General features: G+C 57.4%; 23 protein-coding genes. 15 read left to right on the forward strand and 8 right to left on the reverse strand.

Annotated elements, in window-relative coordinates; translation table 11 throughout:
- Positions 1-22 precede the first annotated feature (22 nt).
- The 6 genes from tsaE to trxA are packed head-to-tail and all read left to right on the forward strand — an operon-like array spanning position 23 to position 8,868.
- On the forward strand, positions 23-499 hold the full coding sequence (gene tsaE / locus BMZ91_RS01800) for a tRNA (adenosine(37)-N6)-threonylcarbamoyltransferase complex ATPase subunit type 1 TsaE (RefSeq protein WP_092833702.1): 477 nt from the start codon (positions 23-25) through the stop codon (positions 497-499).
- The gene (locus BMZ91_RS01805; protein ID WP_092833704.1) at positions 492-1,517 is read left to right on the forward strand and encodes an aminoglycoside phosphotransferase family protein; all 1,026 of its coding nucleotides are present in this window, start codon (positions 492-494) and stop codon (positions 1,515-1,517) included. Before tsaE ends, BMZ91_RS01805 begins: the two co-directional genes overlap by 8 nt.
- On the forward strand, positions 1,493-2,185 hold the full coding sequence (locus BMZ91_RS01810; protein ID WP_092833706.1) for a nucleotidyltransferase family protein: 693 nt from the start codon (positions 1,493-1,495) through the stop codon (positions 2,183-2,185). Before BMZ91_RS01805 ends, BMZ91_RS01810 begins: the two co-directional genes overlap by 25 nt.
- Complete coding sequence (gene addB / locus BMZ91_RS01815; RefSeq protein ID WP_092833708.1) at positions 2,178-5,117, forward strand: double-strand break repair protein AddB; 2,940 nt, start codon at positions 2,178-2,180, stop codon at positions 5,115-5,117. Before BMZ91_RS01810 ends, addB begins: the two co-directional genes overlap by 8 nt.
- Entirely contained in the window at positions 5,114-8,488 is a 3,375-nt protein-coding gene (gene addA, locus BMZ91_RS01820) for a double-strand break repair helicase AddA (protein WP_092833710.1), read from the forward strand. The genes addB and addA overlap by 4 nt, the downstream gene beginning before the upstream one ends.
- A 59-nt stretch (positions 8,489-8,547) precedes the next feature.
- Positions 8,548-8,868, forward strand: a complete 321-nt coding sequence (trxA, locus tag BMZ91_RS01825) for a thioredoxin (RefSeq protein ID WP_092833712.1) — start codon at positions 8,548-8,550, stop codon at positions 8,866-8,868.
- A 66-nt stretch (positions 8,869-8,934) separates the two neighbouring features.
- On the opposite strand, the gene BMZ91_RS01830 is transcribed toward trxA, so the two are convergent.
- The gene (locus BMZ91_RS01830) at positions 8,935-10,086 is read right to left on the reverse strand and encodes an amidohydrolase (RefSeq protein WP_092833714.1); all 1,152 of its coding nucleotides are present in this window, start codon (positions 10,084-10,086) and stop codon (positions 8,935-8,937) included.
- 90 nt (positions 10,087-10,176) lie between these two features.
- On the opposite strand from BMZ91_RS01830, the gene hslV reads away from it, so the two are divergent.
- From hslV to BMZ91_RS01850, 4 genes are all read left to right on the forward strand, one after another.
- Complete coding sequence (gene hslV, locus BMZ91_RS01835) at positions 10,177-10,731, forward strand: ATP-dependent protease subunit HslV (protein WP_092833716.1); 555 nt, start codon at positions 10,177-10,179, stop codon at positions 10,729-10,731.
- On the forward strand, positions 10,728-12,035 hold the full coding sequence (gene hslU, locus BMZ91_RS01840) for an ATP-dependent protease ATPase subunit HslU (protein ID WP_092833718.1): 1,308 nt from the start codon (positions 10,728-10,730) through the stop codon (positions 12,033-12,035). The genes hslV and hslU overlap by 4 nt, the downstream gene beginning before the upstream one ends.
- Before the next feature lie 66 nt (positions 12,036-12,101).
- A complete protein-coding gene (locus tag BMZ91_RS01845; protein WP_092833720.1) occupies positions 12,102-12,677 on the forward strand; it encodes an NYN domain-containing protein in 576 nt (191 codons plus the stop codon).
- Positions 12,678-12,738: 61 nt separating this feature from the next.
- Positions 12,739-13,962, forward strand: a complete 1,224-nt coding sequence (locus BMZ91_RS01850) for an MFS transporter (RefSeq protein WP_177193761.1) — start codon at positions 12,739-12,741, stop codon at positions 13,960-13,962.
- Here BMZ91_RS01850 and BMZ91_RS01855 read toward each other — a convergent pair.
- Genes BMZ91_RS01855 through BMZ91_RS01865 form a run of 3 tightly spaced genes read right to left on the reverse strand, consistent with a single transcriptional unit; the run spans position 13,945 to position 16,231 of the window.
- Positions 13,945-14,538 carry a Smr/MutS family protein gene (locus BMZ91_RS01855; RefSeq protein WP_092833722.1) on the reverse strand — a complete coding sequence of 198 codons (594 nt, stop codon included), beginning with the start codon at positions 14,536-14,538 and terminating at the stop codon, positions 13,945-13,947. The genes BMZ91_RS01850 and BMZ91_RS01855 overlap by 18 nt on opposite strands.
- Positions 14,535-15,575 (reverse strand): murein transglycosylase A, encoded by a 1,041-nt coding sequence (gene mltA, locus BMZ91_RS01860; protein WP_092833724.1) that lies wholly within the window; start codon positions 15,573-15,575, stop codon positions 14,535-14,537. The genes BMZ91_RS01855 and mltA overlap by 4 nt, the downstream gene beginning before the upstream one ends.
- Entirely contained in the window at positions 15,572-16,231 is a 660-nt protein-coding gene (locus BMZ91_RS01865; RefSeq protein ID WP_092833726.1) for a Tim44/TimA family putative adaptor protein, read from the reverse strand. The genes mltA and BMZ91_RS01865 overlap by 4 nt, the downstream gene beginning before the upstream one ends.
- 110 nt (positions 16,232-16,341) lie before the next feature.
- On the opposite strand from BMZ91_RS01865, the gene BMZ91_RS01870 reads away from it, so the two are divergent.
- Positions 16,342-16,827: an FxsA family protein gene (locus BMZ91_RS01870; RefSeq protein WP_092833728.1), complete on the forward strand. Its 486-nt coding sequence runs from the start codon at positions 16,342-16,344 to the stop codon at positions 16,825-16,827.
- Positions 16,828-16,890: 63 nt separating this feature from the next.
- The gene (secB, locus tag BMZ91_RS01875) at positions 16,891-17,385 is read left to right on the forward strand and encodes a protein-export chaperone SecB (protein ID WP_092833731.1); all 495 of its coding nucleotides are present in this window, start codon (positions 16,891-16,893) and stop codon (positions 17,383-17,385) included.
- On the opposite strand, the gene dnaQ is transcribed toward secB, so the two are convergent.
- From dnaQ to BMZ91_RS01895, 4 genes are read right to left on the reverse strand one after another with little or no spacing between them, the layout of a single operon-like run.
- A complete protein-coding gene (dnaQ, locus tag BMZ91_RS01880; protein WP_092833733.1) occupies positions 17,382-18,080 on the reverse strand; it encodes a DNA polymerase III subunit epsilon in 699 nt (232 codons plus the stop codon). The two genes, secB and dnaQ, sit on opposite strands and share 4 nt — an antisense overlap.
- Entirely contained in the window at positions 18,073-18,666 is a 594-nt protein-coding gene (gene coaE, locus BMZ91_RS01885) for a dephospho-CoA kinase (protein ID WP_092833735.1), read from the reverse strand. The genes dnaQ and coaE overlap by 8 nt, the downstream gene beginning before the upstream one ends.
- The gene (locus tag BMZ91_RS01890; protein WP_092833737.1) at positions 18,663-19,496 is read right to left on the reverse strand and encodes a shikimate dehydrogenase; all 834 of its coding nucleotides are present in this window, start codon (positions 19,494-19,496) and stop codon (positions 18,663-18,665) included. Before BMZ91_RS01890 ends, coaE begins: the two co-directional genes overlap by 4 nt.
- Complete coding sequence (locus BMZ91_RS01895) at positions 19,493-20,092, reverse strand: Maf family protein (RefSeq protein WP_092833739.1); 600 nt, start codon at positions 20,090-20,092, stop codon at positions 19,493-19,495. Before BMZ91_RS01895 ends, BMZ91_RS01890 begins: the two co-directional genes overlap by 4 nt.
- A gap of 418 nt (positions 20,093-20,510) precedes the next feature.
- Here BMZ91_RS01895 and hemJ point away from each other — a divergent pair, with 418 nt between their 5' ends.
- The 3 genes from hemJ to mnmE all read left to right on the forward strand — a co-directional run bounded on the left by hemJ (position 20,511) and on the right by mnmE (position 23,665).
- Complete coding sequence (gene hemJ / locus BMZ91_RS01900) at positions 20,511-20,960, forward strand: protoporphyrinogen oxidase HemJ (protein ID WP_177193762.1); 450 nt, start codon at positions 20,511-20,513, stop codon at positions 20,958-20,960.
- Between the two features lie 119 nt (positions 20,961-21,079).
- A complete protein-coding gene (rho, locus tag BMZ91_RS01905; RefSeq protein WP_092833741.1) occupies positions 21,080-22,351 on the forward strand; it encodes a transcription termination factor Rho in 1,272 nt (423 codons plus the stop codon).
- 27 nt (positions 22,352-22,378) lie between these two features.
- Positions 22,379-23,665 carry a tRNA uridine-5-carboxymethylaminomethyl(34) synthesis GTPase MnmE gene (mnmE, locus tag BMZ91_RS01910; protein WP_092833743.1) on the forward strand — a complete coding sequence of 429 codons (1,287 nt, stop codon included), beginning with the start codon at positions 22,379-22,381 and terminating at the stop codon, positions 23,663-23,665.
- Positions 23,666-23,671: the final 6 nt, after the last annotated feature.

The raw sequence follows: 23,671 nt of genomic DNA on the forward strand, positions 1-23,671 counted from the left end.
GTGGCGCGTGTAGTGTCGTGCCATGCCAGAGCACAGCGCCACAACACAGCTTTCCAGCCCCGATGCCACCTGCGCCCTTGCGCAGGCGATGGCACCCTTGCTGCATGCCGGGGATGTGCTTTTGCTATCGGGCGGAGTGGGCGCCGGCAAAACCCATTTTGCGCGCTGTGTTATTCAGGCGCTCTTGCCCGCGCCCGAAGATGTGCCCTCGCCGACCTATACACTGGTCCAGACCTATCCGGGGAAGACCGCCGACATCTGGCATGCCGATCTTTACCGGTTGAACGATCCTTTCGAGTTGATCGAACTTGGCCTGACAGAGGCGTTTTCCGACGCAATCTGTCTTGTTGAATGGCCAGATCGACTTGCCGATATGGCCCCCGAGGACGCGCTCTGGCTTGAATTCGCGCCAGGCAAAACGGACGATCAACGCCTTTTGCACCTGCGCTGGTCCGCTGCACATTGGAGCGAGCGGGTAAAGGGGCTTTGCCATGACTGATCGCGCCATCCTGCAACGCAGTTTCATCGCACGAACCGATTGGGCCGATGCCCGGATCGCGCCCCTTGCGGGCGATGCATCAAACCGGCGGTATTTGCGGCTGACGCGCATCGAGACCGGCGAGACCGCGGTTTTGATGGACGCGCCCCCCGAAAAAGGCGAGGACGTGCGCCCGTTTCTGCACATCGCGCGCTATCTTACCGGTCTTGGCCTCAGCGCGCCGCGCATTCTGGCCGAGGACAAAGCCAACGGCTTTTTGATCCTGGAAGATCTTGGCGATACGCTTTTCGCGCGGGTGATTCCCCAAGATGCCGCGCTCGAACTGCCGCTATACACCGCCGCAACCGATCTTTTGGCAGAGCTTCACCGTCACGCCCCACCACCAGACCTTGCCGCCTATTCGCCCAAAATGATGGCCGATATGGCCACACTGGCGTATGATTGGTACCTGGTGGGTGCGATCGGCGACATCGGCGAGAATAGAGGCGCATTTCATACCGCCATAGAAACTGCACTGACGACTCATGCCTTTGAGGCCAACGTTCTGATCCAGCGCGATTACCATGCCGAAAACCTGCTTTGGCTTGCGAATCGAAAGAGTGTCGCGCGGGTCGGGCTTTTGGATTTTCAGGATGCGATGCTTGGCCACCCCGCCTATGATCTCGTGTCGATCCTTCAGGATGCACGACGCGACGTTCCGGGCGCGCTCGAAAAGCACATGATCGCCCGTTATATCGACAGGTCCGGCGCCGATGCCGCGCGCTTTGAGACCGCCTATCACTGTCTTGGCGCACAGCGGAACCTGCGTATTCTCGGCGTATTTGCGCGGCTTTGCATACGCGATGGCAAGGCGCATTACGTCGACCTCATTCCCCGCGTCTGGGCCCATCTTGAACGTGATCTGTCACATCCCGCGATGGGCCCCGTCGCCGCGATTTTCCGCGCCGTTTTTCCACCCCCGACACCGCCCATATTACAAAGGCTCAAAGATCAATGCGCATCCAGACCCACCCGGTAATGTTGTTTGCTGCGGGGTTCGGCACACGTATGGGCGCGCTCACCGCGCATCAGCCCAAGCCGCTTGTGCGCGTGGCCGGTAAGCCGTTGATTGATCATGCGCTTGATCTGGTGCGTGGCTATGGTGCCGACCGCGTTGTTGCCAATCTGCATTACATGCCCGAACCGCTGGAGCGCCATCTTGCCGGAACCGGCGTTGCCCTGTCGCATGAGGCCCCTGATATCCTTGAAACCGGTGGCGGCCTGCGCAATGCGCTTCCACTTTTGGGTAGTGGGCCGGTGATCACCATGAACACCGATGCCGTCTGGAGCGGGCCGAACCCGCTTGCCCACCTGGCCGCGCTTTGGAATCCTGATCAGATGGACGCCCTTTTGCTTTGCATCCCCAAACCTCAGGCCATTGGTCATTCTGGTGTCGGCGATTTCATCATTGGTGATGATATGCGGGCCCAACGCGGCCCCGACGCGATTTATTCCGGGATTCAGATCATCAAGACCGACCTTTTGCACGACATCCCCGAGGTAAGCTTTTCGCTGAATCTGCTGTGGGACAAAATGCTCAAGACAGATCGCCTTTGCGCCACCCCCTATCCCGGAAAATGGTGCGATGTTGGTCGCCCTGAGGGCATAAAGCTTGCCGAAGACATGCTGGGGTGGTCCGATGTTTGACCCAAGCGACACAGCACGAGTCTTTGGCCTGCCGCCCGGCGTCGATTTCCCGCGCGCCCTGGTTGACGGGTTGATCGCGCGCCATGCCGGTCAGCCACCCGAAGCCCTGGCGCGCGTCCGGCTGATCGTGAACACCAAACGCATGGCGCGGCGCATTCGTGATCTGTTTGATCAGGGTCCGGCGCTATTGCTTCCGCAGATCAGCCTTGTGACCGACCTTGGCGAGGGCTGGGATCTTGGGCAAATCCCCGATCCCGTACCCTCGTTGCGTCGGCGTCTTGAACTGGTGCAACTGATCTCGGCGCTTCTGGATCGCCAGCCCGACCTTGCCCCGCGCAGCGCGATCTTTGATCTGGCCGATAGCCTTGCCAGCCTGATGGACGAGATGCACGGCGAGGGCGTGTCGCCCGATGTGATCGACGATCTGGACGTCACCGATCAATCCGGCCATTGGGCACGGATAAAATCGTTTTTGGGCATTGTTCGTCACTATTTCGATGCAGGCTTTGATCAGCCAGACGTGGAAACCCGCCAGCGTCTTGTTATTGAACGGCGTATCGAGCAATGGCAAAACGATCCTCCGCAAGATCCGATTATCATTGCCGGATCCACCGGATCGCGGGGCGCAACACAGCTTTTGATGCAGGCGGTGGCGCGGCTGCCGCAAGGCGCGGTGGTTTTGCCGGGTTTCGATTTCCAGATGCCGGATCATGTCTGGTCATCGCTTGAAAATGCGCTGCAGTCCGAGGATCATCCGCAATACCGGTTTCACCGTTTCGCCGTCGGCGCCGGAATTGCCGCCCGCGATATTCCCCCCTGGTCCAATGAGGTGCCCGCAAACGCGAACCGCAATGCCATCGTTTCGCTTGCCCTTCGCCCGGCGCCAGTGACCGATCAATGGCTGCGCGACGGCCCGTACCTGAACGATATTCCGGGCGCATTGAAGAACGTCACCCTGCTTGAGGCCCCCTCCACCCGGATTGAGGCCCTGGCGATTGCCATGCGTCTGCGCGACGCGGCGGAAATGGGCAAGACCGCCGCCCTGATCACCCCCGACCGCATGCTGACACGGCAGGTAACGGCGGCGCTTGATCGCTGGAATATCCTGCCTGACGATAGTGCCGGTCTGCCGCTGCATCTGTCGCCACCGGGGCGGTTGTTGCGTCATGTTGCCGACCTGTTTCGCCACCGCCTGACTGCTGAAGCGCTTTTGACGTTGCTCAAACACCCGCTAACGCACCAGGGCAGTGACAGGGGCGAACATTTGCGTCTCACCCGCGAGTTGGAGCTGCATTTACGTCGGCATGGCCCGCCCTATCCGACCGAGCAAAGCCTGATGCTTTGGGCCGATGGGCGCAAGGACAAGATGGCAGGGCGCTGGGCGCAATGGCTCTGTGCCTGCTTCACAAACAGGGACGATTCCGGCGAAATTGCACTTGTGACGCGGATAGAGGCGCATATCACTCTGGCCGAAAAAATTGCCCAAGGCAGCCTGGGTGAGGGCAGCGGAACCCTTTGGCAAAAGGATGCCGGGCAAGAGGCGCAAAAGACCATCACAGAATTTTCCGCCGAGGCCGAAGTTGCCGGCGCGCTGAACGCCGCCGATTACGCCAGCCTGTTTCACAAAATTCTGGCCGCGCGCGAGGTGCGCAACCCGGTAGAACCACATCCAAACATCCTGATCTGGGGAACGCTAGAGGCGCGGGTTCAGGGTGCTGACCTTTTGATACTTGCGGGTCTGAACGAAGGAAGCTGGCCCGACGCGCCAAAACCCGACCCCTGGCTTAACCGCACATTACGCCATCAGGCGGGGCTTTTGCTACCCGAGCGGCGGATTGGCTTGTCGGCCCATGATTTTCAACAGGCCATTGCCGCGCCCGAGGTCTGGCTTACGCGATCCGTGCGCTCGGATGATGCCGAAACGGTCGTGTCGCGCTGGCTTAACCGGATTCAAAACCTGCTATCCGGCCTGCCGGATCAGGGGGGCGTCAAGGCGCTTGAGGATATGCGCGGGCGTGGGGGCGTTTGGCTGCAACGGGTCCGGCAATTGGAAGACCCGGGATTTGAGCCTTCGGCGAAACGCCCTGCCCCTTGTCCACCCACCGAGGCGCGGCCCAACCATCTCTCGGTGACGGAAATCAAACGGTTGATCCGCGACCCCTATGCGATTTACGCCCGCCATATTCTTGGGCTGCGCCGTCTTGATCCGCTGATGAAAATACCGGACGCCCTGTTGCGCGGTATCGTTTTGCACGAGGTGCTGGAAAGCTTTGTACGTGAAACCGTTGAAGACCCGGAACGCTGTACGCGAGCAGTGTTGATGGAAAAAGCAGTGACTATTCTGGCTGAAAATGTACCCTGGGCCGAGGCCCGAGCGCTTTGGCTGTCGCGCTTGGAACGGGTTGCCGACTGGTTCATTGATAACGAACTTGGCCGTCAGATTCTTGCCAATCCAATCGCATTCGAAACCAAGGGCAAGGCCCGGATCGCCGATCTTGATTTCACCCTCTCTGCCCAGGCAGACCGGCTTGATCTTGACCGCTATGGCAACCTGCATATTTACGATTACAAAACCGGCCAGCCGCCAAGCAAGAAGGAACAAAAGGCCTTTGACAAGCAGCTTTTGCTAGAGGCGGCGATTGCCGAACGCGAAGGCTTTGGCGAGATCGGCCCGACCAAAGTGGCGCGTGCGGTTTTCATCGGCCTTGGCGGTGGTGGGCGAGAAGAAGATGCGCCGCTTGAAGAAGACCCGCCAGAGAAGGTCTGGGCAGAGTTTCACGCGCTGATTTCGGCCTATATGGATCCCTCCAAGGGCTATATTTCACGACGTGCCCCGCGCAATAGCGACGATCAGGGCGATTACGATCAGCTTGCCCGCTTTGGCGAATGGGATATTACCGATGCGGCCGATTTGACGGATATCGGCAAATGACAGAACGCAACGACGCCACCCAACGCCAGATTGATGCCGCGCGACCCGACCGATCCACCTGGCTTTCGGCGAATGCCGGATCGGGCAAGACGCGGGTTTTGACCGATCGTGTGGCGCGGCTGTTGCTGGATCAGGTCGATCCACAGCATATTCTGTGCCTCACCTATACCAAGGCCGCCGCCAGCGAGATGCAGAACCGGCTGTTCCGGCGGCTTGGGGCCTGGGCGATGCTGGCCGATGATGCGTTGATCGACGAGCTGCGCGATCTTGGGTTTGAGGGCGCGATTACATCCGAAACCCTGCATGAGGCGCGGCGCCTGTTTGCCCGCGCGATTGAAACGCCCGGTGGGTTGAAAATTCAGACGATTCACTCGTTCTGCGCCTCGCTTCTTCGCCGTTTCCCGCTAGAGGCCGGCGTGACACCGCAATTCACCGAGATGGAAGACCGCACCGCGACGCTGTTGCGCGGTGAGATTGTCGAGGACCTTGCAGGGGGGGCGGGAGCAGATGTCTTTTATGAGGTGGCGCGCCACTATTCCGGCGAAAGCTTTGACAAACTGACCGCCGAAATCGTCCGCCACAGGGGCGCCTTTGACACACCCCTGAGCGATGCCAGACTTGCCGAGATGTTCGGTCAGCCCGCAGACCTTGATCATGACATGATCACCTCGCGGATTTTTCTGGGCAACGAGCAGGCGCTTTTGACTGAGATGTTGCCCGCACTCAAGGCTGGATCAAAGACCGACGTCGCGGCGGCAGAAAAGCTTGGCAAGATCACGCGTCTCGATTTTGGCGCGCTGCCGGTCCTAGAGGGGGTCTTTTTGACCGGATCTGGGGCGAAATCACCGTTTTCGGCCAAGATCGGCACGTTTCCAACCAAGGCCACGCAAGGTATTCTTGCCCCGGTGATGGAGCAGATCAACCAATGGATGCTTCGGGTAGAAGAGGCGCGCAATGCGCGTCTGTCATTGATCGCGATGCAGAAAACCCGCGCGCTTCACGATTTTGCGCGGCTTTTCCTTCCGGCTTATGAGCGCGCCAAGCAATTGCGCGGCTTGCTGGATTTTGACGACCTTATCCTGCGCGCCCGCAATCTCTTGACCAATCCCGATGTTGCCGCCTGGGTTTTGTTTCGCCTTGATGGCGGAATTGATCATATTCTGGTCGATGAGGCGCAGGATACGAGCCCGGTTCAATGGCAGGTGATCGAACGGCTGGCGCAGGAATTTACCAGCGGTCAGGGCGCGCGCCCCGACGTGTTGCGTACGATCTTTGTGGTGGGCGACAAGAAACAGTCGATCTATTCGTTTCAGGGCGCCGATCCGCGCGAATTTGACCGCATGCAGCAGGATTTCGATGCGCGGCTTTCGGCCACGGACTCGCCGCTGCAATCCCAGGTTCTGGCCTATTCATTCCGCTCATCCCGTGCCATCCTTTCGGTGGTTGATCATTGTTTTGAAGATGCGCAGGAAAGCGGTTTTACGCCGCAAGAGGGTCACAAAGCCTTTAAAGAGGCGCTTCCCGGACGTGTCGATCTCTGGCCCGTGGTCGAAAAACAGGATCAGGACGAACCACCCGAATGGCACCTACCCGTTGATATCCGCACCCCCAACGATCCGGCGATCATTCTGGCCCGTCAGATCGCCCGCAATATCCGCAGGATGATCGATAGTAATCAGGCGATCCCGGATGAAACCGCGCCTTCGGGCTTTCGTGCGGTTCAGCCCGGTGACTTTCTTATTCTCGTGCGCAGGCGCTCTGGATTTTTTCACGAGGTGATCCGCGAATGCAAAATGCAGGATCTTCCGATTGCCGGGGCGGATCGGCTTAAGGTCGGGGCCGAACTTGCCGTGCGCGATCTCGCAGCACTTTTGTCATTTCTCGCCACCCCGGAGGATGATTTGTCATTGGCAACCGCGCTGCGGTCGCCACTATTTGGCTGGACCGAAGCAGAGCTTTATGATCTCGCGCAGGGCCGTAAACAACGATATCTTTCCGTCGCGCTACGTGATCGGGGCGCCGAATTTCCCGAAACCACGCGGATTTTAGGCGACCTGAGCAATCACGCCGATTTCCTGCGCCCCTATGATCTTATCGAGCGGATCCTGACGCGCCATAACGGGCGTCAGAAACTTCTCGCGCGTCTCGGACAAGAGGCCGAGGATGGCATTGATGCGCTTTTGTCCCAGGCGATGGCTTATGAGCAGCGCGCGGTCGATAGTCTGACCGGGTTTCTGGTCTGGATGGAAACCGATGACCTTGAAATCAAACGTCAGATGGACAGTGCCGGTAACCGGATCCGGGTCATGACGGTGCATGGTGCCAAGGGCCTTGAGGCGCCGATTGTCATTCTGCCCGATACGGCGCGGCGCAATCCGCCAAGCCTGGGCCAGATCGTGATCGCAGAAAATACCGCGCTTTGGACCGGAAAAGCCGACGAAATGCCATCCACCATTCGCAACGCAACCGAAGCTGTGAAAACCGCGCAAGTGGCAGAGCGTGACCGCCTGCTTTACGTCGCGATGACGCGGGCGGAAAAGTGGTTGATCGTTGCCGCCTTCGGTGATTTGGGCAAGCAAGGCGACACGTGGTACGACAAGATCAAACGTGGCATGCAAAAGGCCGGGGCCGGGGCGTATGACTTTGCCACCGGGACCGGGTTGCGGCTTGATTATGGAAATTGGACCGAAACAGAGAGTTTGGTTGAGCACGCATCAGAGCCGGAAATCGCCCCGCTTGCCGCCCATTTTTTCCGCCCCGCGCCAGAGATCGACCCAAGGCCAAAAACGATTAGCCCTTCCGAAATCGGCGGCGCCAAGGCGCTTGCGGGTGAGCGCGGCCTTGATGAAGAGGCCGCCAAACGGCGTGGTCGCCAGGTTCACCGCTTGCTTGAATTCCTACCGCAGGTGCCCGCGCAGGATTGGCCCGACACCGCCACGCGCCTTTTGGAAAAGGGCGGCGATGGCGCGATGGGTGACGAGCTTGCCTTGTTGCTCGGCGAGGCCGCAAAGGTTTTGACCAGACCGGGGCTTCAGCCGCTTTTCGCCGCCTCTACGCTGGCCGAAGTATCAATCACCGCCAATCTTGAGGCGCTGAACGGCGCGCGCATTCACGGCACGATTGACCGGCTGATTATCGAACCCTCCCGCATTCTAGCGGTGGATTTCAAGACCAACGCGATGGTTCCCGATACGCCAGAAGAGTGCCCGGACGGGATTTTGCGACAAATGGGCGCTTATGCGCATGCGCTGGCCGCGATTTATCCGAACCACCGGATTGAAACCGCAATCCTGTGGACGAGGACCGCGACGCTCATGCCGCTTGCGCACGATCTTGTGACAGATGCACTCAGCAATACCCAGGTAACTTGACGCGCCCGCTCAGGCTACCTAGTTTGCGTTCGAAACCCTGATCCCTAGGAGAGATTACAATGGCCACCGTTGCCGTCACCGACGCTACCTTTGACGCCGAAGTCAAAAATTCCGATATCCCCGTCGTCGTGGATTTCTGGGCCGAATGGTGCGGCCCCTGCAAGCAGATTGGCCCGGCTCTGGAAGAACTTGCCACCGAAATGGGCGGTAAAATCAAAATTGCCAAGGTCGATGTTGACAGCAACCCCAATTCCGCTGTCGCCATGGGTGTGCGCGGTATTCCGGCGCTTTTCATCTTCAAGAATGGCGAGGTTGTTTCAAACCGCGCCGGCGCCGCGCCCAAGGCCGCGCTGAAAAGCTGGATCGAAGAAAGCATCTGATCCGTAGAGTTCAAGAAGTTTGAGGGGCCGTTTTGCGGCCCCTTTTTCTTTGTAACAGGACTTTTGCTATGCCGGGCCCAAAAGATCGCGCGCGATACGTTCGAAAATCGCCGTTCCGATCGGAATAAGGTCATCGGGGAAATCATAATCCGGATTGTGAAGGGCCGCATGATCTTCGCCCGGCCCAAGGCAGAGCATTGCGGCCTTTGCATCCCAACCGAAAACACCAAAATCCTCTGAGGCGCGCATCGGCAGACCGAGGTCGCTGTTTTTAACGCCAATCGCGTTCATGGCGGAAACCGCAATCTCGGTCGCGTCGGCATCGTTGATAGAGGCCGCGAAATCATCACAACACTCAAAATCAACGGCAAGCCCCGCTTCGCTGGCCAAAACCGCCGCGATCCGGCGGGCCTCTGTTGCGATTTTGGCCTTAGTCTCGTCCTGCGCGCTTCGCAGCGTTGCAAAGATCACGGCCTCGCCCGGCGCGATGCCAAAACTGGGCTCGCCGATTTGGACATGGGTAATCGTGACCAGCCGAAAATCATCGTCCAGCGCCCCACCCCGGCCCAACGCCTGAAGCGCCGGAATGAGTTTCGAGACGGCTTCGACGGGGGATATCCCATCGTCGGGGTCGGCCGCATGGGCCGTCTTGCCCGTGAGCGTAATTTTCAACCCTTCCGAGGCGCAGTTCACCAACCCGACACGCGTCGAAACATGGCCAAACGGGCGCCCCGGTTCGTTGTGAATGGCAAAGGCCCAATCCGGTTTGATCGCTTGATAGGCCGGATCGGTCACCACCGCACGGGCGCCGCTGCCATCCTCTTCGGCGGGCTGAAACATCAGGATAACCCGGCCTTTGCCAACGGGTTTGCGCGATATCAACCTGCCCAACCCCAGAAGCATTGTCATATGCCCGTCATGACCGCACAGATGCCCCTTGCCGGGCACCTCGGATTTCCAGGCGGCGTCTGATATTTCCTGAATCGGCAGTGCGTCCAATTCCGCGCGAAACAATACCGTGGGTCCGGTACTGCCACTGTCGAATTCCGCAGCAACCCCATGTCCGCCAAGCCCGGTGAAAACGCGGGTCGGAGTCATGGCCTTCAAGGCATCCGTAATTGTTCTGGCTGTTTCGGCTTCTTCACCTGACACTTCCGGGCGACGATGCAGCGCGCGGCGGAACTCGGTTAGCTCAATCAGGTCAGAATTTGAAAGCATCACGCACCCCGGTTTCGAACGAACGGTTTGCCAAGGCCTTGCGTCCCTACCATTCCCCTTCCATATAGTCCCTAACGGAACGGAGGCCCCATGAGCAACGAATTTCCCGGATGGCATGGCACTACGATCATTGGTGTCAAAAAAGGTGGCAAGGTTGTGATCGCCGGAGACGGACAGGTCAGCCTTGGCCAGACCGTGATCAAGGGCAGCGCCCGCAAGGTGCGGCGCATTTCGCCGGGGGGCTATGACGTTGTTGCCGGTTTTGCCGGCTCGACCGCCGATGCCTTTACCCTGTTGGAACGGCTTGAGACCAAGCTAGAGGCAACCCCCGGCCAGTTGCAGCGCGCGAGTGTCGAACTTGCCAAGGATTGGCGCACCGATAAGTACCTGCAAAAGCTTGAGGCGATGTTGATCGTTACCGACGGTGAAGAGCTTTACGTAATCACCGGCGCGGGCGACGTTCTTGAGCCAGAGCACAACGTTGCCGCAATCGGGTCAGGCGGCAATTACGCCCTCGCCGCCGCGCGCGCGATGATGGATAGCGACCGCGACGGCGAAGAGATCGCCCGCACCGCAATGGCGATTGCGGCCGATATCTGTGTTTACACCAACGGCAACCTGACGGTGGAGAGTATTTCAAAATGACTGACCTGACCCCGCGCGAAATCGTCTCGGAACTTGACCGCTTTATCATCGGCCAGAGCGATGCCAAGCGCGCAACCGCCGTGGCGCTGCGCAACCGCTGGCGGCGCAAACAGCTTGGCGACGATCTGCGGGATGAGGTCTATCCCAAAAACATCTTGATGATCGGGCCCACCGGCGTTGGCAAAACCGAGATCAGCCGCCGTTTGGCCAAACTTGCCCGCGCGCCGTTTATCAAGGTTGAGGCGACGAAATTCACCGAGGTCGGCTATGTCGGTCGCGATGTCGAACAGATCATTCGCGATCTGGTGGATATTGCCATCGCCCAGACCCGCGAGGATATGCGCGAGGATGTTAAAACCCGCGCCCATGAGGCCGCCGCAGAGCGGGTGATCACCGCAATCGCCGGCGAAGACGCCCGCGAGGCCACGCGCGAAATGTTTCGCAAGAAGCTGAAGGACGGCTTGCTTGATGACACCGTGATCGAGATCGACGTTGCCGATACGTCAAACCCGATGGGGATGATGGATATCCCCGGTCAACCCGGTGGCCAGATGGGCATGATGAACCTTGGCGATATATTTGGCAAAGCTTTTGGCGGGCGCACAATGCGCAAGAAGGTGACCGTCGCGGAAAGCTATGAATTGCTTATCGGGGAAGAGGCCGACAAGCTTTTGGATGATGAGACCGTGAACAAGACAGCACTTGAGGCAGTCGCGCAAAACGGAATCGTTTTCCTTGATGAGATCGACAAAGTTTGTGCCCGCTCCGATGCGCGCGGCGGCGATGTGTCGCGCGAAGGGGTGCAACGCGACCTGCTGCCGCTGATCGAGGGCACGACGGTCACGACCAAATACGGCCCGGTGAAAACCGACCATATCCTGTTCATCGCCAGCGGCGCGTTTCACATCGCCAAGCCGTCGGATCTTTTGCCCGAACTTCAGGGTCGCCTTCCGATCCGGGTGGAACTTCGCGCGCTGACCGAGGCCGATTTCGTTCGGATTTTGACAGAGACCGACAACGCCCTGACCCTGCAATACACGGCATTGATGGGCACCGAGAATGTGACGGTTTCCTTCACCGAAGACGGAATTGCAGCGCTCGCCAAGATCGCCGCCGAGGTCAATCAATCGGTCGAAAACATCGGCGCGCGGCGGCTTTATACGGTGATGGAACGGGTGTTCGAGGAGCTGAGCTTTACCGCGCCGGACCGCTCGGGTGACACGGTGGTTGTCGATGCCGGTTTTGTCGAAAAGAACCTTGGCGAATTGATGCGCTCGGCTGATCTTTCGAGGTATGTGCTTTAACACAGTTTTGTCGAACTGGTCCGTTCGCCAATTCTCTCTCTGGCTGTCGCGTGGTAAATTTGTTCTATGGTTGTTTTGCTCCTAATCCTTATCGTGTCGCTGGGAGGCGTCGCAGCGGCGCTTTTCCTGCCCGGATATGCCGATTTGATCCTAGTCGCCGGGCCTAGCACAATTGCGGCTTTACTCTTATGGCTGCGTGTCGTCTTTCGCGGACAAAAACCGGCCCAAAACTGGATTCTAATCGACGGGTCTAACGTCATGTATTGGAAGGGTAACAAGCCGCAGATCGAGACATTGCGCGAGGTAATCGCCTATCTCAGGAACCACAAGCATACGCCCGCTGTCGTTTTCGATGCCAATGCCGGCTATCTCTTGGTGGGTAGATATCAGCACGATTACGCGATGGCCAACCATCTGGGCCTGACAGAGGAATGCGTGATGGTCGTACCCAAGGGCACCGTCGCCGACACTTTCCTTTTGACCGTGGCCCGCGATTTTAACGCTCCGATCGTGACTGATGACCGCTATCGCGATTGGGCGGACGATTATCCGGAAATAGAAGAACCAGGTCGGCTTATCCGTGGCGGCTATCGCAACGGGGTGCTCTGGCTCGATGGGATAGAGGCGCCAGTAGCGGCGTGATGTTCGAACAAAGATAACGGCCACCCTTTTCTTTGGCGACGTTTCGCGCGACGTAAGGGATATGTCGATTCTCGCCTTCCTTCGTGACAATGCGCCCTGGCTTTCGGCCGGGGTGTTGCTGACGTTTTTATCGGGCTTTGGGCAGACCTATTTTATCTCGATCTTCGCGGGCGAAATCCGTGAGAGTTTCGCGCTTAGCCATGGCCAATGGGGCGGGATTTATACGCTTGGCACGAGTGCCTCGGCGCTTGTTATGGTCTGGGCCGGGGGGCTGACGGATCGGTTTCGGGTGCGTGCGCTTGCGCCGGTGATCCTGGTGATGATGACCGGGGCCTGTGTTTTCATGGCGCTCAACCCGGTCTGGTGGCTGTTGCCTGTGGTGATCTTTTCGCTTCGCTTTACCGGCCAGGGCATGATGAGCCATATCGCCGTGGTCGCCATGGCGCGCTGGTTCGTGGCGGCGCGGGGCAAGGCCTTGTCGGTGGCAACGCTTGGCTTTGCGGTAGGCGAGGCGTTTTTGCCGCTGATCTTTGTGTCGCTTCTGCTGGTCTATGACTGGCGCATGCTCTGGCTGGTGGCGGCGGGAGCTGCGGTGCTTGGCATTCCGCTTTTGCTGCTGTTGCTGCGGCGCGAGCGCACGCCGCAATCCTGGGCACAGACGAGCCAGTCGCTTGGCATGGACGAGAGGCACTGGACCCGTCGCCAGACTTTGGGCCATTTCCTTTTTTGGTTCATGGTGCCGGCGCTTTTGGGGCCAGCGGCGTTCAACACCGCGTTCTTTTTTCATCAGGTCCATTTCGCCGAGGTCAAATTGATTTCCCATATGGAACTGGTTGCAATGTTCCCGATTTACACGGGCGTTGGCATTGGGGCGATGATCCTGTCGGGCTGGGCGCTGGACCGGCTTGGCACGGCGCGACTTTTGCCGTTCATGCAAATCCCGATGGTGGCGGCGTTTATGGTTTTCGCCTTTGCCGAGGGGCCCGGCATGCTTTTGGTTGGGTTCGTGTTTCTGGCCATGACAACCGGCGCCAATACCACCCTGCCGAATGCATTCTGGGCCGAGTTTTATGGCACCGCCAACCTTGGCAGCATCAAGGCAATGGCCGCCGCGATCATGGTATTTGGATCGGCAATCGGGCCGGGGATTACCGGTGTGGCGATTGATCTTGGGGTCGGGATCGAGACGCAGTATATTTTCGTGGCCGGATATTTCGTCTTCACCACGGTGATGATGACAATCGGCGTGAGGCGCGCGCGCCCCTTGTTATCGCTGTCGCCGTAGATAGACGTAATAGGCCCCGCCGCCGCCGTGTTTCAAATGCGCCTCGGTGATCTGCAACACCAGCGGAGCAAGTGGCGGCGTCCGCAACCAATGCGGCACATTATGGCGTAGCACGCCCTGGCGTACCGGGATCGGCCCGCCGGTATCGCGGTCTTTGCCCTTGCCGGTGACCACCAGAACAAGCCGCTTGCCCGCAGCGTGTGAGCGCAGAATAAATCCGGTCAGGGCCGGATGCGCCTGTGCCATGGTCATGCCGTGCAGGTCGATCTTGCCCTCTGGAATGATTTTACCGCGCTTGAGCCGGGTAAAAGCCTTTTTGTCCATCGCGACCGGCGCGGCGGCGACGCGTTCGGAAATACCGGGCAGCACATCATGGATATGGCCAGATCTCGTGGACTTCTCGCCAAGCGTGAACTCTTCGATCCGGGGGCGCTCCTTAACCTTCGGCGGTTTTTTGGAAAGGCTATCGGCCAAAGGCTGGGGTTTGACGGGCTGTTCGGGGTTTAGACGTCGTGCCGTGCGCGCAACCTGATGCCAAAGCTCAAGCTCTTCAGGTTTGACGCCACGGCGGCTCACGGCTTTTGCTCCGGCAACATGGCATAGGCGCGCTGGATCGGCATGAGCACCACCATGCGCCCCGGATCGCGAAGGCGCCCGGCGGCGAGCCCGGCAGCATCGCCGGTGCCAAAGAAGATATCCGCCCGCTGCGGCCCCTTGATGGCAGAGCCGGTATCCTGCGCGACCATCAGGCGGCGGATCGGATCATTGCCGCCCTTCTCGATCCAGACCGGCGCACCGAGCGGCACATAGGACGGATCAACCGCCACCGTGCGCCCGCTCGTTACCGAGCGGTTCATCGCGCCAAGCGGGCCAAGGTCGGCGTCCACATCGCCAATCGGGCGGAAAAAGACATAGGACGGGTTGTGAAACAACAATTCCCGCCCCTCTTCGGGGTTGCGTCGCACCCAGTTCTTGATCACCTCGGCCGAGACCTGATGCACGTCGTAAACTCCGCGTCGCACCAATTCGACCCCGATGGAGCGATAGGGGTGGCCGTTGGCACCGCCATAGCCGACGCGGATCACCCCGCCATCCTCTAGGCGAATACGGCCTGAACCCTGAATTTGCAGAAAGAAAAGCTCGACCGGGTCATCAACCCAGGCGATCTCAAGGCCTTGGCCGCGCATCACATCGGTGGTTTCGATCTCTCGCCGCGTCAGCCAGGGATTGGCCAATTTGGCGGCGGGCGGTTCGCGGTAGATCGGATAGCGATAGCGCGCATCCGGGCGTCGCGCTCCGTGAAGCTCTGGCTCAAAATAGCCGGTGAAAAGCGCAGGCTTGCCTTCGCTGATCATGAGCGGGCGAAAGAAAAGTTCGAAAAAGGCCCGTGCGTCCGGGCCTTGCTGTGCCAGAGCACAAAGCGCGCGCCAATCAGGGTCTTTCATGTCAGGACAGGTGTTCAGAAAAACCTTTAGGGCCGCGGCATGATCATCCTCGGCCCACCCATTCAGGTCTTTGAAATCAATGATGTCATGGCGCAGATCTTCGGCTGCTGCCGGTGATCCGAGCCAAAGCCCAACCCCCAGAAGAATACCCCGAAGCGCGCCCGTCATTCGCCCGTTGCGATAAGCCGCCAGTTGGGGTCATCCGATCCCATCACCCGCTCATATGTCCAGACGTCTTTCTGACGTTTGGATTGACCGGGCTCACCTTCGACAATTTCGCCATCCTTGTCACGCACCACCGAGATCAGCTCGCCCACGCATTTGACAGTAATCGCGGCGCGACGTGTCGCCTGATCAAATGTTGCGTCGATCAGCGCAAGCTCGCGCACGCCAACGAATTCTGCCTCGATGGTAAGCCCCTGTTCTTCACGGGCATCCACCACCTGGGCGAAGGTTTCATAGACATCCTTGTTGAGAAACGGAGTGATTTCATCAAGCTTGCCCTTCTCGAAGGCCATCAGGATCATTTCATAGGCCCCGCGCGCGCCCTGCAAGAAGGTTGTGACGCTAAAGTCGGGCTCGATCCGCTTCATATCGGCAAGCGCGCCGGCCGCGTCGGAATCTTCGGGGACGTGATCAATGATATCGTGATCCGGTCCGCCCTGGATAACCTCAAAGTCACGGCGGCGCGTTTTATCCGGTGCGGGTTGCGCCCGCGTCGGATCTTCAAACCCGTCACGATTTCCCAAAACGCTTTTCAGCCGCAAAATCAGAAAAATAGCGATGCCAACAAGCACCAGTAACTGTAAAATGGGCGAATTCATGGGCACCTCTTGTTGTGCAGGGCATGGTAAGGATCGTCGCTCGTCCTTATGTAGGTGAGGTGCGCAGCCAAGTCCACCTTGTGGACCGTAAAACAAAGGAGTGGCATAGCATGTGGTTGTTTCTGGCTTTCATAGCGGTTCCGCTGATCGAAATTACCCTGTTCATTCAATTGGGGGGTGCGATCGGTCTGTGGCCAACGCTGGCGATCGTCGTGATCACCGCGATGCTTGGAAGCTGGCTTATCCGCAGGCAAGGCGCGATTGCGATGACAAGCCTGCGTCGGTCGTTTTCCGATCTTGATGATCCGTCCGAACATCTTGCGCACGGGGCGATGATCCTGTTCGCCGGGGCGCTTTTGCTGACGCCGGGGTTTTTCACCGATGCGGTCGGATTTTCCCTTATGGTGCCGACCGTGCGGCGCGCGGTGTTCAATTTCATCCGCGCCCGTGTCAAGGTCGAGCGGTTTGAAATGGGCGGTCAGGCGCCTCGCGATCCCCGTCACCCCCATCAGCCCGATATCATCGAGGGCGAGTATCAAGAGGTCGATCCCCCAAAACGGCCAACCCATGGGCCATCAGGCTGGACAAAGCATTGAGCCAAGCAAACCATCCTGCTAAGTCATAACCAAAGTATTTTGAACCTTCAGGAGAGACCAGACATGGCCGAAGAACAAAACGGTGCTGCCCCGCAAGTACCGCAAGTCAAGATGAATACCCTGTCACAGTTCGTGCGCGATCTGTCGTTTGAAAACGTGCTTGCCCAACGTGGCACCGGCGGCGAAGTTCAGCCCGACGTCAGCGTTGCAGTTAACCTTGACGCAAAAAAGCGCAGCACCGAGCATCAGTATGAAGTGTCGGTCAAGCTTAACATCACGTCAAAAAACAAGGACGCGGACGAGCCGCTTTTCGTCATGGAAATGGATTATGTCGGCGTCTTCCACATTGAAGGCGTGCCCGAGGATCAGATCCATCCTTTCCTGCTCATCGAATGCCCTCGGATGATCTTCCCGTTCATTCGCCGCATCGTAAGTGACGTGACCCGTGATGGCGGCTTTCCGGCGCTTAACCTGGAAAACATTGATTTCATGCAGCTTTACCGCAACGAAATCGCGCGTCGCCAGGCCGACAACGAAAGCCAGAAGGCCGACGCCTAACCAAGCTTTTTCCAAAGCGCGCCGTCGCCCATCTTGTCGACAAAGGCTTGATGGGCGGCGGCCTCTGCTTCGGTTATCCGCGGTGCGAGGGGCGTATGCCGTGGTTGTGGTCGCCAGTTTTCAGCAGCATCCTGTTTCTGGTCGCGGCGATTGCTTTGCGCACCCGCGAGCACGAAATCGGGCTGACGACCACCAATCAGCTCTAGATAAACCTCTGCCAAAATCTCTGAGTCGAGCAAGGCCCCGTGCAGGGTACGCGCGCCGTTATCAATCGAAAACCGGCGACACAGCGCATCAAGCGAGGCAGGTGAGCCGGGAAATTTCTTACGCGCGATGGCCAATGTATCAATCGCCTGTTCCCAAGGCAGCTGTCGCATCTTGAGCCAACCCAACTCGGCGTTGAGAAATTTCATATCAAAAGCCGCGTTGTGAATCACAAGCTTGGCATCTTCGACAAAATCCAGAAATTCCTGCGCCACCTCGGCAAATACCGGCTTGTCACGCAGAAAATCATCGCCCAGGCCATGAACCTCAAACGCGCCTTGAGGCATGGCCCGCTTGGGGTTGATGTATTTATGAAAGGTCCGGCCTGTCGGCATATGATTGAAAAGCTCGACAGCGCCGATTTCGACAATACGGTCGCCCTGCTCGGGTTCAAATCCGGTGGTTTCGGTATCAAGGACGATCTCACGCATGGCTTATGTTCTTTCTGATCTCTGCCAGCACAGCCTGCACCTGTTCGCGGGCATGCTCAAGCGTGTCGGTTTCAATCACGTAATCCGCACGGTCTCGCTTGATCTCATCCGGCAGTTGCTTTTCACGGATGGCGTCAAATTGTGTCTCGGTCATTGTGCCCCGGCTTAACACCCTTTCACGCTGGAGTTGCGGTGAAACAGTGACACATACAACCGCGTCCATTGCCTGATCACCACCGGTTTCAAACAAAAGCGGAATGTCTAAAACACAAACATCATCGGTTGTGTTTTGCAAGAATTCCTGTCGGTCCCTGGCCACCAGAGGATGCACGATCTTTTCGATCTTTCGCAAAGCGCCCCGATCCGCAGAAATGATGTCTTTCAAACGCTCACGCGACACTGCGCCATCCTCGATGGCCGTCGGAAAGCTTGCGGCAATTGGGCCCACCGCCGCGCCTCCGTTTGCGTATAGTCGATGAACGGCCGCGTCCGCATCCCAATGCGCGCAGCCCTCTTCGACAAACATCTGAGCCGTGGTGGATTTTCCCATGCCGATGGAACCGGTCAACCCAAGTTTAAAGGTCATCGCAACGCCGCAGCACGGGTCGCGCTATCGACTGTCGGGCGAACGCCGAACCAACGCTCAAAGGCAGGCACGGCCTGATGCAACAACATCCCTAACCCATCAACTGTGACACATCCCGCCTTTTCCGCCTCGATCAACAGCCGTGTTTTGAGCGGCGCATAGACGATATCGGTCACCAAGCTACCCCGGCGCAACCCATCCAGCGGCACCCGCAGCGGCGGCTTACCCAACATGCCAAGCGATGTGGTGTTGACGACTGTAACGGCCTCTTCAAGCATATTGCCGGCCTGGACCCAATCGACCACCTGAATGCGCTTGCCAAATTCAGATTGAAGCGCCTCTGCGCGCACGCGGGTCCGGTTCGACAGTAAGATTTCGGGCACGCCAATATCCAGCAGCGAGGCGATGATTGCCCGCGCGGCACCCCCTGCACCAAGAACGGCGGCCGGCCCTGATTTTGGATCCCAACCCGGAGCGTTCTGGCGCAGGTTCTGAATAAAGCCATAGCCATCGGTGTTATCGGCGTGAATCTTGCCATCCTTGCGAAAGATCAACGTATTCGCCGCCCCGATCAAGGTTGCGCGGTCTGTCACGAGATCGGCCAGCTCTAACGCCAGCTCTTTGTGAGGTACGGTAATATTCACCCCGACAAAACCCATTTTCGGTAGGGTTTTTAGAACGTCGGCAAGATCATCCGCAGCAACGTCCATCGGAATATAATATCCTGGAATTCCAAGCGTCTTGAGCCAATGACCATGAAGCTGCGGCGATTTAGAATGGGCAATGGGCGAACCGATGACACCAGCCAGAGGTATTTTTGCATGGCTCATTGTTCAAGATCTCCTCGTAGCGTCAGATAGGATAGCAGGTCCAGCAATGGCAGGCCAAGTACGGTGAAATAATCGCCTTCAACGCGGGAAAACAACCGCACACCTTCTTCTTCAAGCTTATAGGCCCCGACGGAATGGCGAATACTTTCCCAGTTTCGCTCGACGTAGCCGTCCAGATAAGCATCGGAAAACGACCGCATTGTCATCCGAACAACGCCGACATGCCGCCAAATCGGTTTGCCGCCCTCACAGATCACCGCAGCCGAGAGAAGATCATGTCGTTTGCCACGCATATCTAAAAGCTGTGCGCGCGCCTCTTCTGGCGATTTGGGTTTCGACAAAAGCCTGCCTTGCAGATTGAGTACCTGATCACAGCCGATAGTCAAAGCGTCGGGGTGTTTCTGGCTTACCTTTGTTGCCTTCAATTCGGCCAATGCATCGGCAATATCGCGTGGCGAGGCATCTTCGGCCAACATCGAATCGCGAACCGTCTCTTCGTCTACACGGGCCGGAACAACGTCAAAACCCAGCCCTGCATTTCGTAAAAGCGTTTGCCGGATGTCAGAGGTAGAGGCAAGAACAAGAGGCTGAGGCATGTGGATAACCCATGGGAAATATCACTTGGGTTTTAAGAACAATTAACCGGTAAATCCATCCCAACTTAGGTTTCTATCGAATTGCGGCAATTTCACAGGCTTGTCAGTGTTTTCTACCGCTGTGGGAAAGGATAAATCCGTGTTGTGTATTTCATCCTCGAGGGCGAAGTTATACTCATTAGTTAAATCTGTTGTTAACCTTTAAGTTCTATGTCAAGGTATTGATATAAAACTAATATTTCATTTTTTGTTTTTTTGAAGTTCTAATGCCTCTGAATCATACACAGAGTTATCCACCTGTTCTTAAGTCTGTTGAAAACACAATAATCCACAGAAATTGGTCTCCCTAAATAAAACAACAATCTTTCTTATATATATTTTAATTATTAGAAAGATCCGGACCCGAGCGAGGATAGCCATGTTTGATTTACTGAGTACGTTTTATCCTTGGATAAAAGCATTCCATATCATGTCCGTGATTTCATGGATGGCTGGGTTGTTTTATCTGCCCCGGCTCTTTGTCTATCATACGGAACAATCAACGCCGGGCGATAGCCGTGATGAGGTGTTCCAGACGATGGAGTACAAATTGCTGAGAGTGATCATGAACCCCGCAATGGTGGCGACATGGGTATTTGGCCTTTTCCTGGTCATGACCCCCGGCATTGTCGATTGGTCGGCGGTCTGGCCTTACACCAAGATCGCAGGTGTCCTTGTGTTGACTTGGTTTCATCATTGGCTTGGCTGGCGCCGCAAGGATTTTGTGGCTGGCAAGAACACCCACACAGGCCGCCAGCATCGAATGATGAACGAGGTTCCTACCCTTGCCATGGTGGTGATCGTTCTTTCGGTCGTGGTGCGTTTCTAAGGCTCGCATTGACGAAACCGGCTTTGATGCGTATGTAGCGCGCAAGCGCCCGTCCGGGTGGCCTGTTTTCCATCAATGACTGATACATGCGCCCATTGGGTGCGTCTGAGGGTTTTCCTATGACTGACGAATGTCTGAACCTTGCCGATCTCAAAGCAATGACTGCGAAAGATCTTCTTGCGATTGCCGAAGAACTTGAGATCGAGAATGCCTCGACCATGCGTAAGGGCGAGATGATGTTCTCGATCCTGAAAGAACGGGCCGAGGATGGATGGACGGTTTTCGGGGATGGCGTGCTTGAGGTTCTTCAAGACGGGTTCGGGTTTCTACGCTCTACCGAGGCAAACTATCTTCCGGGTCCCGATGACATCTATGTTTCACCCGACATGATCCGGCAGTATTCGCTTCGCACCGGCGATACGATCGACGGTGAGATGAAACAGCCCGATGAGAACGAGCGCTATTTTGCTCTGACGTCGGTCACGCAGATTAACTATGAGGATCCCGAAAAGGCGCGCCACAAGATCGCTTTTGACAACCTCACGCCGCTTTATCCGGATGAGCGGATGACCATGGAGGTCGAGGACCCGACGATCAAGGATCGCTCAGCGCGAGTGATAGACCTTGTCGCGCCGATCGGTAAAGGGCAGCGGTCGCTTATCGTGGCCCCGCCTCGGACGGGTAAAACCGTATTGCTTCAGAATATCGCGAACAGCATCGGAAAGAACCACCCCGAATGCTATTTGATCGTTCTGTTGATTGATGAACGTCCCGAAGAGGTGACCGACATGCAACGCTCGGTCAAAGGCGAGGTTGTCAGTTCCACCTTTGATGAACCGGCCACACGCCACGTTGCAGTGTCCGAGATGGTGATTGAAAAGGCCAAGCGTCTTGTCGAGCATAAACGAGATGTTGTTATTCTTCTTGATTCGATCACAAGACTTGGTAGAGCGTACAACACTGTTGTTCCTTCTTCGGGCAAGGTTCTCACCGGCGGTGTGGATGCAAATGCCTTGCAGCGGCCCAAACGCTTCTTTGGTGCGGCCCGCAATATCGAAGAAGGTGGATCGCTCACCATCATCGCGACCGCCCTGATCGACACCGGAAGCCGGATGGATGAGGTGATTTTTGAAGAATTCAAAGGCACCGGCAATTCGGAAATCGTGCTTGATCGCAAGGTCGCGGATAAGCGGGTGTTCCCTGCCATCGACATCCTGAAATCCGGCACCCGCAAGGAGGATCTGTTGATCGACAAAATCGACCTTCAGAAAACCTTTGTTCTGCGCCGCATTCTCAACCCGATGGGCACAACCGATGCGGTCGAGTTCCTGCTGTCCAAGTTGAAACAGACCAAGTCGAACGCAGAATTCTTTGACTCGATGAATACCTGATTTAGCCACCATAACGGGGGCGTGTTCATGGACACGATCTATGCTTTATCGACGGCGCAGGGAAAGGCCGGGGTCGCGGTTGTTCGCGTCTCTGGGCCTAACGCGTTGGAGGCCTGTCACGTTCTCTGTGGTGATATCCCTGTGTTTCGCCGCGCGTCTTTGCGGGTGTTGCGCGATCAAGCTTGCACGCGCCTTGACGAAGCGCTTGTTTTGACCTTCCCGGAACATCAAAGTTTTACTGGCGAACCTGTTGTTGAATTTCAACTTCATGGCAGCATCGCCGTCGTTTCCGCAGTTCTTGATACCCTGGCAAAGCTGGACGGTTTGCGCGCCGCAGAGCCCGGTGAATTCACACGTCGCGCCTTGGAAAACGGGCGGCTCGATCTCGCCCAGGTCGAGGCGCTTGCCGATCTTATCGAATCCGAGACCGAGGCCCAACGTCAGCAGGCGCTGCGTGTGCTGTCCGGGGATCTTGGTCGCAAATGTGAGGAATGGCGCAAAGGCTTGATTCGCGCGGCCGCCTTGCTTGAGGCAACGATTGATTTTGCCGATGAGGAGGTTCCCGTTGATGTGTCTCCTGAGGTAACCGAAATTGTCCGGGCGGTTTCGTCGGCGCTTGAGCGTGAGATTGCGGGTGTGGCTGCGGCGGAGCGTATTCGCACGGGCTTTGAAGTCGCCATTGTCGGCGCCCCGAATGTCGGTAAATCCACACTTTTGAATGCTTTGGCAGGACGTGATGCCGCCATCACATCGGAATTCGCCGGCACCACCCGTGACGTTATCGAGGTACGTATGGATCTTGCAGGTTTGCCTGTAACCCTTCTCGATACGGCGGGTCTTCGCGACACCGAAGATGCAGTGGAATCTATTGGGATAGAACGGGCACGTGACCGTGCGGATCACGCAGACCTGCGTGTGTTTCTAATCTCGGATGGCCAGGAACCAGAGTTGCCGCAGCGGGCTGGCGATATCGTGTTGCGGGCCAAAGCTGATCTGCTTGACGATCCAACAGGTGCCATTTCCGGAAAAACTGGATCTGGCCTGTCTTCTTTGGTGGACAAGATCACAAAAACGCTAAGCCTGCGTGCTTCTGGTGCGGGACTTGCCACTCGCGCACGTCATAGGCAAGCTATGCAGCGTGGGCTCGAATCGCTTAGCGCTGCCTTGTCGTTGATCCCCTTGGGTGAAGAAATGGCAGATATTGCTGCTGAAGAGCTTAGGGCCTCTATTCGCGCGCTTGATTCTCTGGTAGGACGCATTGATATCGAAAATGTGCTGGATGAAATCTTTGCGAGCTTTTGCCTCGGAAAGTAAGGAGTG

Origin of the sequence: Roseovarius lutimaris (genome assembly GCF_900115165.1) — a bacterium.
GTDB classification, from domain to species: domain Bacteria; phylum Pseudomonadota; class Alphaproteobacteria; order Rhodobacterales; family Rhodobacteraceae; genus Roseovarius; species Roseovarius lutimaris.

Coding starts and splice junctions, on each gene's coding strand:
- BMZ91_RS01870 (WP_092833728.1), top strand. CDS start 16,342: ATGTGGTTGTTTCTGGCTTTCATAGCGGTTCCGCTGATCGAAATTACC.
- BMZ91_RS01865 (WP_092833726.1), bottom strand. CDS start 16,231: ATGAATTCGCCCATTTTACAGTTACTGGTGCTTGTTGGCATCGCTATT.
- hslU (WP_092833718.1), top strand. CDS start 10,728: ATGACTGACCTGACCCCGCGCGAAATCGTCTCGGAACTTGACCGCTTT.
- mltA (WP_092833724.1), bottom strand. CDS start 15,575: ATGACGGGCGCGCTTCGGGGTATTCTTCTGGGGGTTGGGCTTTGGCTC.
- BMZ91_RS01805 (WP_092833704.1), top strand. CDS start 492: ATGACTGATCGCGCCATCCTGCAACGCAGTTTCATCGCACGAACCGAT.
- BMZ91_RS01845 (WP_092833720.1), top strand. CDS start 12,102: ATGGTTGTTTTGCTCCTAATCCTTATCGTGTCGCTGGGAGGCGTCGCA.
- BMZ91_RS01830 (WP_092833714.1), bottom strand. CDS start 10,086: ATGCTTTCAAATTCTGACCTGATTGAGCTAACCGAGTTCCGCCGCGCG.
- addB (WP_092833708.1), top strand. CDS start 2,178: ATGTTTGACCCAAGCGACACAGCACGAGTCTTTGGCCTGCCGCCCGGC.
- hslV (WP_092833716.1), top strand. CDS start 10,177: ATGAGCAACGAATTTCCCGGATGGCATGGCACTACGATCATTGGTGTC.
- BMZ91_RS01890 (WP_092833737.1), bottom strand. CDS start 19,496: ATGAGCCATGCAAAAATACCTCTGGCTGGTGTCATCGGTTCGCCCATT.
- dnaQ (WP_092833733.1), bottom strand. CDS start 18,080: ATGCGTGAGATCGTCCTTGATACCGAAACCACCGGATTTGAACCCGAG.
- BMZ91_RS01895 (WP_092833739.1), bottom strand. CDS start 20,092: ATGCCTCAGCCTCTTGTTCTTGCCTCTACCTCTGACATCCGGCAAACG.
- tsaE (WP_092833702.1), top strand. CDS start 23: ATGCCAGAGCACAGCGCCACAACACAGCTTTCCAGCCCCGATGCCACC.
- BMZ91_RS01810 (WP_092833706.1), top strand. CDS start 1,493: ATGCGCATCCAGACCCACCCGGTAATGTTGTTTGCTGCGGGGTTCGGC.
- coaE (WP_092833735.1), bottom strand. CDS start 18,666: ATGACCTTTAAACTTGGGTTGACCGGTTCCATCGGCATGGGAAAATCC.
- BMZ91_RS01850 (WP_177193761.1), top strand. CDS start 12,739: ATGTCGATTCTCGCCTTCCTTCGTGACAATGCGCCCTGGCTTTCGGCC.
- mnmE (WP_092833743.1), top strand. CDS start 22,379: ATGGACACGATCTATGCTTTATCGACGGCGCAGGGAAAGGCCGGGGTC.
- hemJ (WP_177193762.1), top strand. CDS start 20,511: ATGTTTGATTTACTGAGTACGTTTTATCCTTGGATAAAAGCATTCCAT.
- secB (WP_092833731.1), top strand. CDS start 16,891: ATGGCCGAAGAACAAAACGGTGCTGCCCCGCAAGTACCGCAAGTCAAG.
- addA (WP_092833710.1), top strand. CDS start 5,114: ATGACAGAACGCAACGACGCCACCCAACGCCAGATTGATGCCGCGCGA.
- trxA (WP_092833712.1), top strand. CDS start 8,548: ATGGCCACCGTTGCCGTCACCGACGCTACCTTTGACGCCGAAGTCAAA.
- rho (WP_092833741.1), top strand. CDS start 21,080: ATGACTGACGAATGTCTGAACCTTGCCGATCTCAAAGCAATGACTGCG.